Annotated in this window: 17 protein-coding genes; 8 read left to right on the top strand and 9 right to left on the bottom strand. The window is 70.5% G+C overall.

All coding sequences use genetic code 11. From position 1 onward, the window contains the following. Nucleotides 1-90 precede the first annotated feature (90 nt). Nucleotides 91-966 carry an alpha/beta fold hydrolase gene (locus ACFWWR_RS16025; protein WP_384303716.1) on the top strand — a complete coding sequence of 292 codons (876 nt, stop codon included), beginning with the start codon at nt 91-93 and terminating at the stop codon, nt 964-966. 65 nt (nt 967-1031) lie between these two features. Here the strand turns inward: ACFWWR_RS16025 and ACFWWR_RS16020 are convergent, their stop codons facing one another. Further along, nucleotides 1032-1925 carry an NYN domain-containing protein gene (locus tag ACFWWR_RS16020; RefSeq protein WP_383858454.1) on the bottom strand — a complete coding sequence of 298 codons (894 nt, stop codon included), beginning with the start codon at nt 1923-1925 and terminating at the stop codon, nt 1032-1034. A gap of 219 nt (nt 1926-2144) precedes the next feature. On the opposite strand from ACFWWR_RS16020, the gene ACFWWR_RS16015 reads away from it, so the two are divergent. Next, entirely contained in the window at nt 2145-2297 is a 153-nt protein-coding gene (locus ACFWWR_RS16015) for a hypothetical protein (RefSeq protein WP_217241068.1), read from the top strand. 87 nt (nt 2298-2384) lie between these two features. Here ACFWWR_RS16015 and ACFWWR_RS16010 read toward each other — a convergent pair whose 3' ends face one another. From ACFWWR_RS16010 to ACFWWR_RS16000, 3 genes are all read right to left on the bottom strand, one after another. Continuing rightward, complete coding sequence (locus tag ACFWWR_RS16010) at nt 2385-2990, bottom strand: MarC family protein (protein ID WP_383858326.1); 606 nt, start codon at nt 2988-2990, stop codon at nt 2385-2387. Between the two features lie 145 nt (nt 2991-3135). After that, on the bottom strand, nt 3136-3993 hold the full coding sequence (locus ACFWWR_RS16005; RefSeq protein ID WP_384303714.1) for a PHP domain-containing protein: 858 nt from the start codon (nt 3991-3993) through the stop codon (nt 3136-3138). Nucleotides 3994-4123: 130 nt separating this feature from the next. Next, nucleotides 4124-4765, bottom strand: a complete 642-nt coding sequence (locus ACFWWR_RS16000; protein WP_383858320.1) for a DUF6758 family protein — start codon at nt 4763-4765, stop codon at nt 4124-4126. A gap of 161 nt (nt 4766-4926) precedes the next feature. Here ACFWWR_RS16000 and ACFWWR_RS15995 point away from each other — a divergent pair, with 161 nt between their 5' ends. After that, the gene (locus ACFWWR_RS15995) at nt 4927-6162 is read left to right on the top strand and encodes an MFS transporter (RefSeq protein WP_384303712.1); all 1236 of its coding nucleotides are present in this window, start codon (nt 4927-4929) and stop codon (nt 6160-6162) included. A gap of 39 nt (nt 6163-6201) precedes the next feature. On the opposite strand, the gene ACFWWR_RS15990 is transcribed toward ACFWWR_RS15995, so the two are convergent. Continuing rightward, the gene (locus ACFWWR_RS15990) at nt 6202-6798 is read right to left on the bottom strand and encodes a suppressor of fused domain protein (RefSeq protein ID WP_384303710.1); all 597 of its coding nucleotides are present in this window, start codon (nt 6796-6798) and stop codon (nt 6202-6204) included. A gap of 474 nt (nt 6799-7272) precedes the next feature. Here ACFWWR_RS15990 and ACFWWR_RS15985 point away from each other — a divergent pair, with 474 nt between their 5' ends. Together ACFWWR_RS15985 and ACFWWR_RS15980 are read left to right on the top strand one after the other, a co-directional pair. Then, nucleotides 7273-8394, top strand: coding sequence for a magnesium and cobalt transport protein CorA (locus tag ACFWWR_RS15985; RefSeq protein ID WP_383858311.1), 1122 nt, complete (start codon nt 7273-7275; stop codon nt 8392-8394). Nucleotides 8395-8417: 23 nt separating this feature from the next. Then, the gene (locus ACFWWR_RS15980) at nt 8418-8930 is read left to right on the top strand and encodes a hypothetical protein (RefSeq protein WP_384303708.1); all 513 of its coding nucleotides are present in this window, start codon (nt 8418-8420) and stop codon (nt 8928-8930) included. Nucleotides 8931-8933: 3 nt separating this feature from the next. On the opposite strand, the gene ACFWWR_RS15975 is transcribed toward ACFWWR_RS15980, so the two are convergent. Further along, nucleotides 8934-9689, bottom strand: a complete 756-nt coding sequence (locus tag ACFWWR_RS15975) for a hypothetical protein (RefSeq protein ID WP_383858305.1) — start codon at nt 9687-9689, stop codon at nt 8934-8936. Nucleotides 9690-9912: 223 nt separating this feature from the next. Here ACFWWR_RS15975 and ACFWWR_RS15970 point away from each other — a divergent pair, with 223 nt between their 5' ends. From ACFWWR_RS15970 to ACFWWR_RS15960, 3 genes are read left to right on the top strand one after another with little or no spacing between them, the layout of a single operon-like run. Beyond that, nucleotides 9913-11199 carry a magnesium transporter MgtE N-terminal domain-containing protein gene (locus tag ACFWWR_RS15970; protein WP_383858303.1) on the top strand — a complete coding sequence of 429 codons (1287 nt, stop codon included), beginning with the start codon at nt 9913-9915 and terminating at the stop codon, nt 11197-11199. Then, nucleotides 11189-11785, top strand: coding sequence for a DUF1003 domain-containing protein (locus ACFWWR_RS15965; RefSeq protein ID WP_383858301.1), 597 nt, complete (start codon nt 11189-11191; stop codon nt 11783-11785). Before ACFWWR_RS15970 ends, ACFWWR_RS15965 begins: the two co-directional genes overlap by 11 nt. A gap of 44 nt (nt 11786-11829) precedes the next feature. Continuing rightward, a complete protein-coding gene (locus ACFWWR_RS15960; protein WP_383858298.1) occupies nt 11830-12963 on the top strand; it encodes an Mrp/NBP35 family ATP-binding protein in 1134 nt (377 codons plus the stop codon). 71 nt (nt 12964-13034) lie between these two features. On the opposite strand, the gene ACFWWR_RS15955 is transcribed toward ACFWWR_RS15960, so the two are convergent. From ACFWWR_RS15955 to ACFWWR_RS15945, 3 genes are all read right to left on the bottom strand, one after another. Continuing rightward, entirely contained in the window at nt 13035-13691 is a 657-nt protein-coding gene (locus ACFWWR_RS15955; RefSeq protein WP_383858295.1) for a hypothetical protein, read from the bottom strand. A gap of 223 nt (nt 13692-13914) precedes the next feature. Then, a complete protein-coding gene (locus ACFWWR_RS15950; protein ID WP_384303706.1) occupies nt 13915-14355 on the bottom strand; it encodes a sec-independent translocase in 441 nt (146 codons plus the stop codon). Between the two features lie 215 nt (nt 14356-14570). After that, a complete protein-coding gene (locus ACFWWR_RS15945; protein ID WP_384303704.1) occupies nt 14571-16790 on the bottom strand; it encodes a trypsin-like peptidase domain-containing protein in 2220 nt (739 codons plus the stop codon). Nucleotides 16791-16892: the final 102 nt, after the last annotated feature.

Below are 16892 nucleotides of genomic sequence, written 5' to 3'. Positions count from 1 at the left end.
GCCCGGTTCACCTCGTGTGAACCGGGCCGTCGGCGTTCCCGGCCCTCACCGGGGCCCGGAGACGGAACCCCGACCCGATACCCTCCCCCCGTGAGCCAAGCCTCCTTCGCCGCACCTCCCAACGCCCGCGCCTACCCCCTCCGTACCCGGCGCGGGGACTTCGCCGTCGTCGATTCGCCCGTGCCCTCCGGTGTCGAGCCGAAGGGCACCGTGCTGATGCTGCCCGGCTTCACGGGGAGCAAGGAGGACTTCACGCTGCTGCACGAGCCGCTCGCCGGACGGGGGTACCGTGTCGTGGCCGTGGACGGGCGGGGTCAGTTCGAGTCGGACGGGCCCGAGGAGGACGAATCCGCCTACGCCCAGGACGAGTTGGCGCGGGACGTCCTCGCGCAGGCCGGCACCCTCGAAGGGCCCCTGCATCTGCTCGGGCACTCTCTCGGCGGTCAGATCGCCCGCGCTGCCGTACTGCTCGACCACTCCCCGTTCCGCTCGCTCACCCTGATCGCCTCCGGACCGGCCCAGATCTCCGACTCCCAGCAGCAGCGCGTGAAGCTGTTGCGGGACGCGCTCGCCGTGATGGGCATGGCCGAGGTGTGGGAGGCCATCCTTGCCATGGGACCGCCGGAGGAGGTCGGAGGCCCGGCCCGCGGTATCGGCGGCATGAAGCAGTTGCGCCGCCGCTGGCTGGGCAACAAGCCCGCCCAACTCCGTGCCACTGGCCGCCAGTTGTGCACCGAGCCGAACCGGGTCGCCGAACTCGCCGCCCTCGCACTCCCGTTGCACGTCCTGTCGGGCGCATACGACGACACCTGGCCGGTGACGCTGCTGGACGACATGGCCCTGCGGCTGAAGGCGCGACGGACGGTCGTCCCGGGCGCCGAGCATTCCCCGAACACCGACCAGCCCCTCCCGACCGCCCGCGCCCTCGCGAACTTCTGGGACGGCGTCCAGCCCCGCAAGGACTGACTGGCGGACACCGCAGACACCGCAGATGCCAGAGCCGACCGGCAAAGCACCAGGACCGGTTCGGGCTAGTACTGCGCCTGCAGGTGCTCCCAGAAGCCGTCCCGCAGGGCGCGTCTCAGGTCGGGCTGGCCGCGGAGGGAGTACTGGAGCAGGCCCTCCGCCTCCACCAGGAGGTCCTGGTCCACCGAGCCCGGCAAATAGGGGTGGCCCGGCAGCAGTTCCACCAGCGCCTCCCGGCCCCTCGCCGCCAGCCACTTCGCCGCGATCTGCGCGCCGACGAAGCGCACGGCCTCGCGGGTGGGGCGGGATGCCGTCGACTCGTAGGCGGGGGCCGTGCGGCGGGACACGTACGGCTTGAAGAAGTCGAGGTCCAGGGTGCGCTGGCTGTCGACCTCCCAGAGCAGGGGCTCGGCCTGGTTACGGCCTTCCGGCGCCTCGATGCCCCAGAGGTGGACGCGGGCGCCGTACCCCTGGGCCGCCTCGACTGCGGAGACCAGGTCCTCGTCGCCGCCGAGGAGTGCCGCGTCGCTGATGGCGCGGTGGCGGGCGAGGGACTCCAGGTCGGAGCGGATGAGGGAGTCGACGCCCTTCTGCTGGTTGTTCGCGTTCAGGTTGCCCAACCGGACCTTGACGTCCGGGAGTTCGGCGATGGACTGCTGCTCCCCGGTGTGGATGCGGCGTCTCGCGCCGTCGTACCAGTAGACCCGCAGCAGCCGGCTGTCCGCGAAGATCGTGCGGGCCTTGTCGATGAGCGCCTCGATGAGGCCTTCCGCGTCCAGGTCGAAGGCGCGGCGGTCCTCCGTCCCGGAGACGAGGCGTCCCGCGGCCGCGTACAGGTATCCCGCGTCGACGAAGATCGCATGGGTCGAGGGCGTCTTCGCCACCTCGGCGAGCATGCGCTGGAGCAGCTCGTTGGTGCGGTCGATGCGGGCGCTGAGGGCCGCGAGGTCGTCGTTCATCGCCTCCATTGTCCTGGCGGTCACGCTGCGAACACAACTGGTCCCGTTCAGTCTCGCCCACGTGGCTTACCGGTCAGTAATTAGCTGTTCGAAAAATTTCTTTAGCGTAGGGAATGTTTGTAACACGCAGCCCGTTGACTACGTACAGATGGCACAACGCCACCAGACGCAACAGAAGTAGTTCTCCGCAGGAGGATGACCAGACGAAGGGAGAAGCCGATGCGCTTCGAAATCATGCGACTCGACGACGTCGACGGCACCGCCGTGGACAGCACCGTCGTGGACGCCGCCTCCGTCAACCGTATCGTTCAGCAGGCTGCCGCGATCGGCCAGCGGCTGTGGATCCGGCCGGCCGAGACCTCGGCCTCGTAACCCCGGGATCCCTTACAGGTTTCAGAGCCCCCGTACGGCATCGACGCCGTACGGGGGCTCTGCGCGTACCCGGCGGGACCGGGCTTCTCAGCTTGCCTGGACGACCTGGGTGACCCCGTTGATGATCTGCTGCACGGCGATCGCGGAGAGCATCATGCCCGCGAGTCGTGTCACCAGGACCACGCCACCGTCCTTGATGACCCGGATGATCAGCAGCGAGTACCGCATCACCACCCACAGGACGACATGGATGGCGAGGATCGCCGTCCACACCGACACCTGTGTGGCGACGCTGTCGGCCTTCTGCACGGCGAGGATGACCGACACGATCGCACCCGGCCCGGCCAGCAGCGGCATGCCCAGCGGTACGAGCGCGACGTTGACGTCCTTGGTCTGCTTCGGCTCGTCCGTCTTGCCGGTGAGCAGATCCAGCGCGATCAGCAGGAGCAGCAGCCCGCCCGCGATCATCAGCGCGGGCACGGACACGTGCAGGTAGTCGAGGATCTGGTGCCCGAGCAGCCCGAAGACGGTGATCACGCCGCCTGCCACGCAGACGGCCTGGAACGCCATCCGCTTCTGCACCTTGCCGGGCCGCCCGGAGGTCAGCGCGAGGAAGATCGGGGTGATCCCGGGGGGATCCATGATGACGAAAAGGGTGAGGAACAGGGAGCCGAAGACGGCGAGGTCGAACATGAGGGCCTGACTGAGCGACGAACGGACGTGGACGTGAGGATCACGAAGAACGCGAGGAGCGCGAGGAACGTGAAGAACGCGAAGAACCTGAAGTGCGCGAGGAACGTGAAGCGCGAGGAACCTGAAGCGCGAAGAACCTGAACCCTCAGGCCCCGCCGGCCCCCGGCACCGGAAACGCCCCCGTCGCCCGTCGCGTGATCTCCCCGTACACCTCGGGATCCGTCACGTACTCGCCGAGCACGCACGTCTTCCGGCTGCCGTGGTAGTCGCTGGACCCGGTGGTCAGCAGCCCGAGTTCCTTGGCGAGGCCGCGCAGTCGCGCCCGGGTGTCCGGGTCGTGGTCCATGTGGTCGACCTCGAGGCCGTCGAGCCCGGCCGTGGCCAGCTCGGCGATCGCGGACTCGGGGACCGTACGCCCGCGCTTGCTCGCGCCCGGGTGGGCGAACACGGCGACGCCACCCGCGCCCTTGATCAGCCGGATCGCCTCGAAGGGGTCGGTCTCGTGCTTGGCCACGTAGGCCCGGCCGCCGTCGGCCAGCCAGTCCGGCGTGAACGCGTCACTCACGGTCGGCACGACACCGAGCTCGACGAGAGCGGTCGCGACATGGGGGCGTCCGACCGAGCCGTCGCCCGCGATCCGCGCCACCTGCTCCCAGGTGACCGGCACACCCAGCTCCTGGAGCCTGGCGACCATGCCCCGCGCCCGCGGCACCCGGTCGTCCCGCACCAGCTCGCGCTCGGCGAGCAGCGCCGGCTCCTCGGGGTCGAAGAGGTAGGCCAGCAGGTGCATGGAGACGCCGTCGATCCGGCAGGACAGTTCGGCGCCGGTGACCAGCGTGAGCTCCTGCGGCAGCGCGGCGATCGCCTCGGCGTGTCCGCGGGTGGTGTCGTGGTCGGTCAGCGCGACCACGTCCAGACCGGCAGCGGCGGCGTTGCGCACCAGCTCGGCCGGGGTGTCCGTACCGTCGGAGGCCGTGGAGTGGGTGTGCAGGTCGATGCGCACGACGCGAACTCCAAGCGATGACGGGACGGAGGGGAACGCTCAAGGATAACCGGATTTTCGAGCTCCCCTGTCACACCCGCAACCGTGCAGCGCCCCCTACAGAATCACGCAGGCCGGCCTCAGCGGACCCCTAGGGTTCGAGCAGGCGCGGCGACAGTGCGCCGCACGGCACCAGCTCCACCTCGGCCCCCGCGTCCCGCAGATCCGTCAGCACCAGTTCGTCGTACATCAGCAGCCCGGACTGCTCGGGCCACACGACCGCCCACACCCACAGCCCGAGCGCCTCGCCCGCGAAGACCGCGCGGTCGTCCGGGGTGCCGGCCACGTGCCACAGCGGGGTCGGGCGGCCGGCGGCGAGGACCTTGGCCTGGGGTGGTTTCTCGACGCTCATGTACGGCCCCGGGTCCGGGGCGTCGATGCCCGCGTAGCGCGCGCCGAGACCGACGCCGAGCTCCTCGGCCACCAGGATCAGTTCGCCCATGCCGCCGAGCGGTCCGGGTCCGGAGCACGCCACGGCCGTGGCACGGCCGCCGCTGCGGTCGTCACCGGCGCAGGCCACGCCGGTGAACAGCCAGCCGACGGGCAGCGGCCACGGGATCCACACCGGCACCTGCGTGCGGTGCACCACGACTTCGAGGGCCTCGACGCTGGGCGGGATCACGGGCTGCACCGGGTGCACGGTGCCGTGCGCATCGCACTGCCAGGTATCGACGAAGAGTCCGGGAGCCCTGACCCGGCCACCACACTTCGGGCAACTGGGTTCGCCCCTCATAGGGCCCCACGGTCCTACCCCCGCTCCCCCACGTCAAGGACTGATCACCCGTCCGGGCGGAAGCGCTCCACCGACGAGAACTGAATGTAGCTTGCATTATTTAGCCGAGCTAACTTACTATATGCATATACCAACTATCTTCGCCGTGATGGGAGAACACGATGGGAGACCCCAAGGACCCCTTCGACGCGGGAGCCGGTGGCATCCTGCGACAGCCCAAGGCGGTCTGGGCGACCGCCGGCGCGTCCGTCGTCGCCTTCATGGGCATCGGACTCGTCGACCCGATCCTGCCGTCCATCGCCTCGGGCCTGGACGCCACCGCCGGCCAGGTGTCGCTGCTCTTCACCTCGTACTTCCTGATCACCGCGATCGCGATGCTGGTCACCGGCTTCATCTCCAGCCGCATCGGCGGCCGCAGGACCCTGCTGCTCGGCCTCGCCCTGGTCGTCCTCTTCGCGGCCCTGTCGGGCACCTCGAACTCGGTCGGCGAACTCGTCGGCTTCCGGGCCGGCTGGGGCCTCGGCAACGCGCTGTTCGTCTCGACGGCCCTCGCGGTCATCGTCGGCGCGGCGGCCGGCGGCAGCGCGGCCGCGATCCTGCTGTACGAGTCCGCCCTCGGCCTCGGCATGGCGTGCGGACCCCTGCTGGGCGCACTGCTCGGTGACGCCAGCTGGCGCTACCCCTTCTTCGGCACCGCGTTCCTGATGGCGATCGGCTTCCTGTGCATCACGGCGTTCCTGAAGGAGCAGCCGAAGCCGGCCAGGAAGACCTCGCTGCTCGACCCGATCAAGGCACTGGGTCACGGCGGCCTGGCCTCGGCGGCGGTGTCGGCGTTCTTCTACAACTACACGTTCTTCACCGTGCTGGCCTTCACCCCGTTCGTGCTGGACATGACCCCGTACAAGTCGGGTGCCGTGTTCTTCGCCTGGGGTGTGCTGCTCGCCGTCTTCTCCGTGATCGTGGCACCCCGCATGCAGGAGCGGTTCGGCTCACTGAAGGTGCTCGGCGGCTCGCTGGTCCTGCTCGCGGTCGACGTGCTCGCCCTCGGATACGGCAACCACACCGCCGCCATCGTCTGCACGATCCTGTCCGGCGCCTTCATCGGCGTGAACAACACCGTGTACACGGAACTGGCGCTCGGGGTGTCGGACGCCCCGCGGCCGGTGGCGAGCGCCGGATACAACTTCGTGCGCTGGTTCGCGGCCGCCGCCGCGCCGTTCTTCGCGCCGAAGATCGAGGAGTGGAGCGACATCCACATGCCGTTCGTGGTCGCCGCCGTGACGGCGGTCCTGGGCGCGCTCGTGGTCGTCGTACGACGGAAGGCGCTGGCGCACGAGGCCGAGGAGCTGGAGCCGAGTCACGCGACCGAGGACGGGGTCACCGTCTTCGCCAGCTGAGCCAACTGACGCTTTTCAGCCACCGGTTGGTGAGATCCATCACTCCAGCGGGACGGACTTCCGGGACGGATCCCGGAGGTCCGTCCCGTTCGTCAGCCAGCGCTCCTGGAGGGCCTGCGCGCCGTGCACCCGCTTCCAGGCGGCCTCGTTCGGCGTCATCGGGAACAGCGGCAGGAACCGTACGGGGTCCAGGGGCTCGTCCAGTTCCAGATCCTCGACCAGGCCGCCCGGCTCGCCGACCAGGACCGAGGTGAAGGGGGCGCCGGGCCACAGCGGCTCGCCGACGTCGAGGGAGGCGCCGGGGGCCACGACCACGCCCTCGACCTGCGGGGAAGCGGCCAGGACGGCGAGCGGGCGGAGCACCTTGTCGGTTTCGGCGAGACCGCTTCGTACCGAAAGGACCAGCTCGGCGCGCGGGCCCTTGACCGGGTCGGCGAGCACCGCGGTGGGGTCGGCCATGGGCTGCGCGGACATGCCGAGCGTGGCGTAGCGGACGACGCCGCCCTCCTGGCCGGTGTCCTGGAAACGCAGCACCTCGATGCGGTCCGTGCCGAGGAAGGTGATCGCCGCGCGCGCGTCCGGCTCGCCCAGCGCGCTGCGCAACCGGGCCTCGACCAGAGGAAGAACATCAGCCATGCCGCGAGCATAGAACTCGTCAGTACCGGGCAAAGCAGCGCCTTGACACTTCGACCGACTGGTACTCTGGCCCGGTGGTTCGGGGCAGCACGCAGAAGCGTCGCGATCAAGCCCCGACGCCGAAGGAACTCCCTTACGAGGGACCGGCCGGAGGAGGTGGGGCTGCAATGGACCGAAGTCGACCGTGCAGTAGCACCCGCTCTTCCCGCCGCTGATGTAGCTGCTCTGGCTCTGGCTGACTGCCACCTCTCGCACTCGCTTCACCGCGGAAGAGCGCTTCGTTTCGTTTTACCTGATCTGTCCGAACTGCCCGATTCACGGCAGTAGCTGAATCAGTAGCGAAGCTCGCCACCGCGACGGTGCGGTGCTCCCCGCTTTGTGGACGTGCCAAACATCCGCAGTCAGGACGTCCCCATTCCGGGCAGTTCCAACCGCCTCGGCGGCCTTTCGTTGCCTGTCACGAAGGAGCCTGCCATGTCGATGATCCGTGACCTGCGTGCCGTCGTCCGCCCGTCCCGCGTCTCCCTGCGCAAGGACAGCAGCAGCGTCTACGACACCACCCGCGACCCGTCGACCCCGTCCGCCGTCGTCGACTGCGCCGTCTACCGCGACGGCGCCCGCGTCGAGATGCCGAAGCCGCTCACCCCGAACGAGGCGATGCGCCTGGTGCGCCGCGACGGGGGCTTCGTGTGGATCGGGCTGCACGAGCCGACCGAGGCCGAATTCTCCGGTATCGCCGGCGAGTTCGGGCTGCACCCGCTGGCCGTGGAGGACGCGGTGCAGGCGCACCAGCGCCCCAAGCTGGAGCGCTACGACGACTCCCTGTTCACCGTGTTCAAGACCATCCACTACGTCGAGCACGACCGGGTCACCGCCAACAGCGAGGTCGTCGAGACCGGCGAGGTCATGTGCTTCACCGGCCGGGACTTCTTCATCACCGTCCGGCACGGCGGCCAGGGCTCGCTGCGGGCACTGCGCCACCGGCTCCAGGACGACCCCGAGCTGCTCGCCAAGGGCCCCTCGGCGGTGCTGCACGCGATCGCCGACCACGTCGTCGACGGCTACATCGCGGTCGCGGACGCGGTGCAGGACGACATCGACGAGGTGGAGACCGAGGTCTTCTCGCCGGGCCGCCGGGGTGGGGTCTCGCGCGGTGTGGACTCGGCGGGCATCTACCAACTCAAGCGTGAGGTCCTGGAGTTCAAGCGGGCCGTCTCGCCGCTGCTGCGCCCCATGCAGCTGCTGAGCGAGCGCCCGATGCGGCTGATCGACCCGGACATCCAGAAGTACTTCCGGGACGTCGCCGACCACCTCGCCCGCGTCCAGGAGCAGGTCCTCGGCTTCGACGAGCTGCTCAACTCGATCCTCCAGGCCAACCTCGCGCAGGCGTCCGTCGCGCAGAACGAGGACATGCGGAAGATCACCTCGTGGGCCGCGATCATCGCCGTACCGACCATGGTGTGCGGCGTGTACGGCATGAACTTCGACCACATGCCGGAGCTGCACTGGAGGTACGGCTACCCCGTGATCATGTCGGTCACCGTGGCCCTCTGTGTGGGCATCCACCGCACCCTCAAGCGCAACGGCTGGCTCTGAAGACCCCTGGATAGGCTGAGCCCATGACTAGCGAGCTGCTCGACCAGGCCCTCGTCGAGGAGGCCACGAAGAAGTCCGGTCTCATCTGGGTCGAGGGCCCCGGCGGCCCGGCCCGCGCGCTGTGGCACGTGTGGCACGAGGGTGCGGCCTGTCTGATCGGCGACGGGCCCGGTGAACAGCCGCTGCCCGGGCTGGCCGACGGGACCACGGCGCAGGTCACGGTCCGCAGCAAGGACAAGGGCGGCCGGCTGGTCTCCTGGGCGGCGACGGTCGTGGAGCTGGCGTCCCGGTCCCCCGAGTGGGAGGCGGCGGTCGCGGAGCTCAAGGGCAAGCGGCTGAACGCCCCGGACGGCGAGGCCATGACGGAGCGGTGGGCCCGCGAATGCCGGGTACTGCGCCTGGAGCCGACCGGCACGACGTCACCGCTGCCGGACGGGGACTTGGCGATGGCGCCGCTGCCGACGTCGGCGACGACGCGTGAGCCGGTTCCCGCGGGGCTGCCGCGACTGCTGCTGAAACGTCGCAAACGGCGCTAGCCGTCAGGACGTGGGCAGCTTCTTGCCGTAGTCCACCGTCTCGTCCTTGTCCGGCTCCGTCAGGGCGAAGGTCTTGCCCCAGGCCGAGAAGGTCAGGGTGCCGGCGCCGCCCGCCCGTACCAGGCGGAGCGGGTACGGCTTGCCCTCCAGGGAGACGTCCAGCGTGCCGCCGGAGCCGTCGGCGCCGGCGATGCGGATGGTGCGCACACCCGCCTGCTCGTGGTGGCCGTCCGTCTCCAGCGTGCCGTGCAGCGTCAGCAGACCGTCGAGGAGTACGTCCATGTCCGTGAAGCCGCTGAACTTCTTGTACGAGGGGTCGCCCTGCGGCACCTTCACATACTTGCCGTCGAGCTTGTCGGCCGCCGCCGCGTCCGCGTCGGAGCCGTCGCCCTTGCCGTCCGCGTCGGTCCAGAAGCCGGCGTCCGCCTTGAGGAAGAGCTGCTCGCCGATCCGCAACAGGTGGAAGGTCGCGTCCTCCGAGGTGACCGAGCCGGAGCCGCCGTCGGACTTCAGGCGCATGTCGAGCTTGTACGTCCGCCCACTGGCGACCACGTTCCCGGAGAGCCGGACCGCCGCGGCCGACCCGGCAGCGGTACGCGTCCTGGACTGGATCTGGTCGGCCGGCAGCTTGCCGACGCCGTTGGTCCCCGCGTCCGGGTCCTCGCCGCATCCCGTCAGGCCGGTCCCCGTCACGACGAGGGCGCACAGCGCGACCGTCAGTGCGGCCCTGCGGGTACGGCGCCGGGGAATCGCAGTCACAGGTGGGGCTGCCTTTCTGACAAGGGTCCTTCAGCGGCGTACGGCAGCGTACCGGGGCCCCGGGGCCCGGGCGGAGCCAGTCCGTCCGGACGCCTCACCAGCGCGTATCCGATCGGGACGGGCTAGCCTGAAGCCCACCCGAGCGGGCAATTCGGATAAGAGACCCACCCAGCGGCCCAGGACCCAACTCCGTACGAATCCCGCACGAAAAGGAAGCACAGCCATGGCAGCGGGCGCCCCCCGGATCTTCGTCTCGCACCTCGCCGACGTCGCCGTCTTCGACCCGGCAGGCGACCAGGTCGGCCGCCTGCGCGACCTGGTCGTCATGCTGCGCGTCGGACGGCGGCCGCCACGCCTGCTCGGCCTGGTCGTCGAACTCGCCACGCGCCGCCGCATCTTCCTGCCCATCACCCGGGTGACCGGCATCGAGTCCGGCCAGGTCATCACCACCGGCGTGCTCAACGTCCGCCGCTTCGAGCAGCGGCCCACCGAGCGGCTCGTGTTCGGGGAACTCCTCGACCGGCGCGTCACTCTCGTCGAGACCAACGAGGAAGTCACGGTCCTGGACGTGGCGGTGCAGCAGCTGCCGGCCCGCCGGGACTGGGAGATCGACCGCGTCTTCGTCCGCAAGGGCGGCAAGGGCGGCGCCTTCCGGCGCAAGGGCGAGACCCTGACCGCCGAGTGGTCCGCCGTCACCGGCTTCTCCCTGGAGGAGCACGGACAGGGCGCCGAGAGCCTGCTGGCCACCTTCGAGCAGCTGCGCCCGGCCGACCTCGCGAACGTCCTGCACCACCTCTCCCCCAAGCGGCGCGCCGAGGTCGCCGCCGCCCTCGACGACGACCGCCTGGCCGACGTCCTCGAGGAACTGCCGGAGGACGACCAGATCGAGATCCTCGGCAAGCTGAAGGAGGAGCGGGCCGCCGACGTCCTGGAGGCCATGGATCCGGACGACGCGGCCGACCTGCTCTCCGAGCTGCCCAAGGGCGACCAGGAGCGGCTGCTGAGCCTGATGAAGCCCGCCGACGCGGCGGACATGCGGCGCCTGCTGGCGTACGAGGAGCACACGGCCGGCGGTCTGATGACGACCGAGCCGATCGTGCTGCGGCCCGACGCGACCGTCGCCGACGCGCTCGCCCGCGTCCGCAACCCCGACCTGTCCCCCGCCCTCGCCGCCCAGGTCTACGTCTGCCGGCCGCCCGACGAGACCCCGACCGGCAAGTACCTCGGCACGGTCCACTTCCAGCGCCTGCTGCGCGACCCTCCGTACACCCTGGTCAGCTCGATCCTCGACGACGACCTGCAGTCCCTGGCCCCGGACGCGGCGCTGCCCCTGGTCGCCGGGTTCTTCGCGACGTACGACATGGTCGCGGCGCCCGTCGTGGACGAGGCCGGGTCGCTGCTGGGCGCGGTGACCGTGGACGACGTACTGGACCACATGCTGCCCGACGACTGGCGGGAGACAGAGTTCCACCTCGACGAGGGCGAGGAGGTGGCCCCCCATGGCTCCTGAGCGCGAGAGCACCCGCGAGGCCGCCCGGGAGCGCACCCTGGCTGGCGCGACGGCCACCACCCGCTCCCGCCCCCGGCTCGACCAGCCCCGCCCGCCCCGGCGCCGGCTCCTGCCCGAGTGGGACCCGGAGGCCTTCGGACGGCTGTCGGAGCGCATCGCGCGCTTCCTGGGCACCGGACGGTTCATCGTCTGGATGACGATCGTCATCATCATGTGGGTGCTGTGGAATATCTTCGCGCCCCGTGACCTGCGCTTCGACAACTACCCGTTCATCTTCCTGACCCTGATGCTGTCGCTCCAGGCCTCCTACGCGGCCCCGCTGATCCTGCTCGCGCAGAACCGGCAGGACGACCGTGACCGGGTCAACCTCGAACAGGACCGCAAGGCGAGCGAGCGGTCGATCGCCGACACCGAGTACCTGACCCGCGAGATCGCCTCGCTCCGGATCGGCCTCGGCGAGGTGGCGACCCGGGACTGGATCCGCTCCGAACTGCAGGACCTGGTGAAGGAACTGGACGAGCGGCACGACGGCCATGTCGTATTCCCGGCAGAACGGTCGCGGGTACGTGACGTAGACGACCGGTGACGGGGCTTTCCGGAGCCCCCGCCGGGCGCCGTACCATCGTCCTTATGGCTACGGAAGACGCGGTGCGTGAAGCACTGGCGACGGTGAACGACCCCGAGATCAACCGACCCATCACCGAACTGGGGATGGTCAAGTCCGTGGAGATCGGCGCGGACGGAGCGGTCGCGGTCGCCGTGTACCTGACGGTCTCCGGCTGCCCCATGCGCGAAACGATCACTCAGCGCGTGACGGACGCGGTCTCGGCGGTCGAGGGCGTCAGCCGCGTCGACGTCGAACTCGACGTCATGAGCGACGAGCAGCGCAAGGAACTGGCGACCGCGCTGCGCGGCGGCCAGACCGAGCGCGAGGTCCCCTTCGCCAAGCCGGGCTCCCTCACCCGCGTGTACGCGGTCGCCTCCGGCAAGGGCGGCGTCGGCAAGTCGTCGGTGACGGTGAACCTGGCTGCGGCGATGGCCGCGGACGGCCTGAAGGTCGGGGTCGTCGACGCCGACATCTACGGCCACAGCGTGCCGCGCATGCTGGGCGCCGACGGCCGTCCCACCCAGGTCGAGAACATGATCATGCCGCCGTCCGCGCACGGCGTGAAGGTCATCTCGATCGGCATGTTCACCCCGGGCAACGCCCCGGTCGTCTGGCGCGGCCCGATGCTCCACCGCGCCCTCCAGCAGTTCCTGGCGGACGTGTACTGGGGCGACCTGGACGTGCTGCTGCTCGACCTGCCGCCCGGCACCGGCGACATCGCCATCTCCGTGGCCCAGCTGGTCCCGAACGCCGAGATCCTGGTCGTGACGACGCCTCAGCAGGCGGCGGCCGAGGTGGCCGAGCGGGCGGGCTCCATCGCCGTCCAGACCCACCAGAAGATCGTCGGCGTGGTGGAGAACATGTCCGGCCTGCCCTGCCCGCACTGCGACGAGATGGTCGACGTCTTCGGCACGGGCGGCGGCCAGTCGGTGGCGGACGGCCTGACCCGTACGACGGGCGCCACCGTCCCGGTCCTCGGCTCCATCCCCATCGACGTCCGCCTCCGCGAGGGCGGCGACGAGGGCAAGCCGGTCGTCCTGACCGACCCGGACTCCCCGGCGGGCGCGGCGCTGCGCGCGATCGCGGGGAAGCTCGGCGGGCGGCAGCGGGGCCTGTCGGGGCTGTCGCTGGGAATCACCCCGCGCAACAAGTTCTAGCCCAGTTCCGGCCCTGGTACGACGATGGGGGCGCCGTCTCACGGACGGCGCCCCCATCGTCGTACCACCGGCTACGCGTAAGTGGTGATGTCCTTGATCATGGCGAAGCCGAGCCCGTACGCGCTCATGCCTCTCCCGTACGCCCCCACATGCACCCCCTCCTGAGTCGACCCGGCCAGCACCCAGCCGAACTCGGACTCGCGGTAGTGGAAGGGCGTCGGAACGCCGTCCACGGGCAGGGACAGCGTCGACCAGTCGTCGCCGTCCAGGTCGTCCGCGAGGGCCCAGGCCGTCTCGGTCTGCTGGTCCAGCCAGTCGTCACGCAGGCTGTGGTCCATCTGGCCGGGCCAGGTGAAGGACAGCAGTCCCACACCCGCCAGCCAGGCCGCCGAGGAGACCGAGGTGGCCTCCAGGAGGCCGGTGCCGTCGGCGCTGCGCCGCACGGGGTTGGCCGCGACGGTGACCACCACCGCGAACTTCTCCTTGTCCTCCGACGCCTCGTTCCGTACCGAGGGCTCGTCGCCGTGTCCGACGGAACCGTGCTCGACGGCTCCGTCGGCCGCCGTACCGACCTGCATCAGCCAGCGCGGTCCCGTGAAGGCCTCGTCGAGGCCGTACCACGGGAAGGGCGCCAGCAGGTAGCCGTCGACCGTGCGCCGGGCGGAGGGGACCTGTTGTCCGCCCTCCGCGGCCGACGCCTGCGCGACTGCCCGACTCGTCGTCTCCATGTGCCCGGACGCCTCCTCGCTCTCGTCGGAGCCGACGGCCCGCCCCCCTTCGGGCGTACTCGTCCGCTCCGCACAACAACTCGGCAGCATAGCCACCCCGCTCCGAGCAGCCGGGAAAGCGCCCGGCGCGTGGGTCGCCCAAGAGGCGCGTTCAGGCCGTGGAAGGTCCCCGAGGGGTATGAGACGCGTCACGTACGGCGGAGCGTGCGCCCGGGCCTACGGCTCAGGTGGCGTCCGCGTCGTACGGCGGGCGCTCCTCGGGCGTCTCGGGCTTCTTCGTCATGTCGACGGTGCCGCCGGAGGAACCGGCCGACGAAGAGGAAGAGGACGACGAGTCGCTGTCGCGGCCGTGGACCGCGTCCGTGACCTCGGCCATCTCCTTCTTCAGGTCGAAGCCGTTGCGGATCTCCTTGAGCCCCAGCTCGTCGTTGTCCAGCTGCTTGCGGATGAACGCCTTGGGGTTGAGGTCCTCGAACTCGAAGTCCTTGAACTCCGGGCCCAGTTCGCTGCGGATGTCCTGCTTGGCGCTCTCCGAGAACTCCCGGATCTTACGGATGGTCCGCGTGACGTCCTGGATGACCTTCGGGAGCTTGTCCGGACCGAAGACGAGCACGGCGAGGACAACGAGCGTGATCAGCTCGAGCGGTCCTATGTCATTGAACACCTGAAGCTCCTTGCGATGTCCTCGGTCCTCGGCCCTCGGTGGTCTGTGCGGTCTTCCGTGGTCCGGGCCGGGTCCACGGTACCCGGCGATCCCGTGGGACGGGTACTGTCCCGAGCCCTCCGAGTGCGGTACGTGTGGGGTTTTCCGGGTTGTTTGCCTTGTGGGGCCACTGATCGGGCCATTACGGGCCCTCTTCTGTGATGTTCGTGTGAGTCTCAGTCGCCGTCGGACGATCCGAGGACCAACGAGATCGTCCTCTCCTTGCCGTCGCGCTCCACGGTGATTTCGAGGCGGTCGCCGGGGCGGTGGGCGCGGGTCTTGACGATGAGCTCGTCGCCGGAGTGGACGCGCTGGCCGTCGACCTCGGTGATGACGTCGCCTGCCTCGATGCCGGCCCGGTCGCCGGGGCCGCCGACGGTGACCGCTGGGCCCCCGTCGCTGCCCTTCGTGCCCACGCGGGCACCGTCGCCGGCGTAGTCCATGTCGAGGGTGACGCCGATCACCGGGTGGGTCGCCTTGCCGGTGTTGATCAGCTCCTCGGCGACGCGCTTGCCCGGGTTGACCGGTATGGCGAAACCGAGGCCTATCGAACCGGCCTGGCCGCTGTCCGGGGCGGAGCCGCTGTCGGCGGACCGGATGGCGGAGTTGATGCCGATGACACGGGCCTGCGCATCGAGGAGGGGCCCGCCGGAGTTGCCGGGGTTGATGGGCGCGTCGGTCTGCAGGGCGTCGACATATGACACGTCGCTCCCGTCCCCGCTCTCGCCGCCGGCCGTGATGGGCCGCTCCTTGGCGCTGATGATGCCGGAGGTGACGGTGCCCTCCAGGTCGAAGGGGGCGCCGATGGCGACGACGGGGTCCCCGACCCGGACGTTGTCGGAGTTGCCGAGGGTCAAGGGCTTGAGCCCCGTCACCCCGCTGACCTTGACGACGGCCAGGTCGTAGCCGCTGTCCCTGCCGACGACGGTGGCCTTGGCGGTGTCACCGCTGTGGAAGGTCACGGTTATCTCGCCGTCGTCGGCGGCGGGTTCGACGACGTGGTTGTTGGTGAGGATGTGACCGCGGCCGTCGAGCACGAATCCGGTACCGGTACCGGATTCGTCGGACCCGCTCACATGCAGGGTCACCACGCTGGGCAGCGCCCGCGCGGCGATCCCCGCCACGCTGTCCGGAGCCCGCCCTGCCGACTCCGCCCCGGCCTGCGGCAGCTCGACAGCACCGATCCCGCCATTGCGCTCGAGATACGCCCCTACGACACCACCGACGCCCCCGGACACGAGCGCCAGCAGCGCGGCCCCACCGACGAGCACCTTCTTCACGCGCCTGCGCTGCTGGTCCTGGGTGAGGACGGCCGCGCCGTTCTGCTGGAGGGGAGCGACGGGGACCGGGGCCCAGGGGTCGTAGTTCTGCCAGGGGGCGGAGGGGGACACACCCTGCGCGGGGCTGTACGGGGCCGCTGAAGGCCCTGCGGCGGGCGGAAGGGCGGGGGGAGCTTCCAGGGCCACGCCGGGCACAGCCGAGCCGCCAGGGGCTGCTGAAGCGACGGTGGGCTCGGGCGGCGGGACGACCTGACCGCTTGGAACGGACGACGCCGAGGCGGGAAGCGGGGGCGGGATGGGCCCTGCGGGGGCGGAGGCTGAGGCTTCGGAGTGCGCGGCGGAGACGGCGGTGACCGGGACCGTCGGGTGCGCGGCGGGAATGCCGGTGGCCGGAGCCGCCGGGTGCGCGGCCGGAACGGGGGCCGGGGTCTGCGTGCTGGAGGCCGGGGTCGGCAAGGCGTGTGGGTCCGGGGTCGGGACGAAAGGGCCCGACGTCGGGAGGCCGGCACCCGTGGTCGGGGGGTTCGAGCCCGCCGTCGGGACGTACGGGTCGGGTTGCCGTGTCGGCGTCAGCGCAGGCGTGCCCTGTGCCGGTGTGGTCGCCGGGTGTTGTACGGGTGGGGCAGGCGCCCAGGGGCCCGGCTCGCCGTAGGGCGGGGTGCTGTAGGGGTCGGGGTCGTGCAGGGGGCGGGGACGATCGGCAGCGGGCACAGGGGGCCGCTCGGAGGTCGGCTCGACGGGAGGGTCCGTCTCGGCTTTTGGCCGAACGGGACGGTCTGCCACCGGCACGGGGACATGCTCGACGGCATCCCCGGTCACGCGGTCGACGCCGGACGCGACCACGGCCGCTTCCCCTTCCGGCTCCGCGGCCACCCCACTGGGCCGTGCCAGCTCGAAGTCGCCCCCCGGCTCGGGCCTCTTCTCCGGAGCCCTCAGTTCGAAGTCACCGTCCGAGTCGGCACCGCTGACGCCGGTCCCGTCCGAGTCGCGGACGCCGGTCCCGACGTCGCCAGGCGCCGCGGCCGCAAGCGGACCGGGCACTTCCGCCGGGTCCGCAAGGTGCTGCGGTCGAGGACGGCTCCACCACTTCGCCTTTGCCGGCTTCCCCTCGTTCATGCTCTCCCCACAGCTCGGGCTCCGCCTTGCGGCCCCCACGCGCCGAACGTACGACTCCCTGGATTCAACCAGGTTCCCGAGCCGCCGCGCAGGGGCAGGTCA

The sequence above is a fragment of the Streptomyces sp. NPDC058678 genome, assembly GCF_042714835.1.
Classification (GTDB): Bacteria; Actinomycetota; Actinomycetes; order Streptomycetales; family Streptomycetaceae; genus Streptomyces.
The sequence above is the reverse complement of the archived record's forward strand: the minus strand, read 5'-3'. Positions and strand labels throughout refer to the sequence as shown.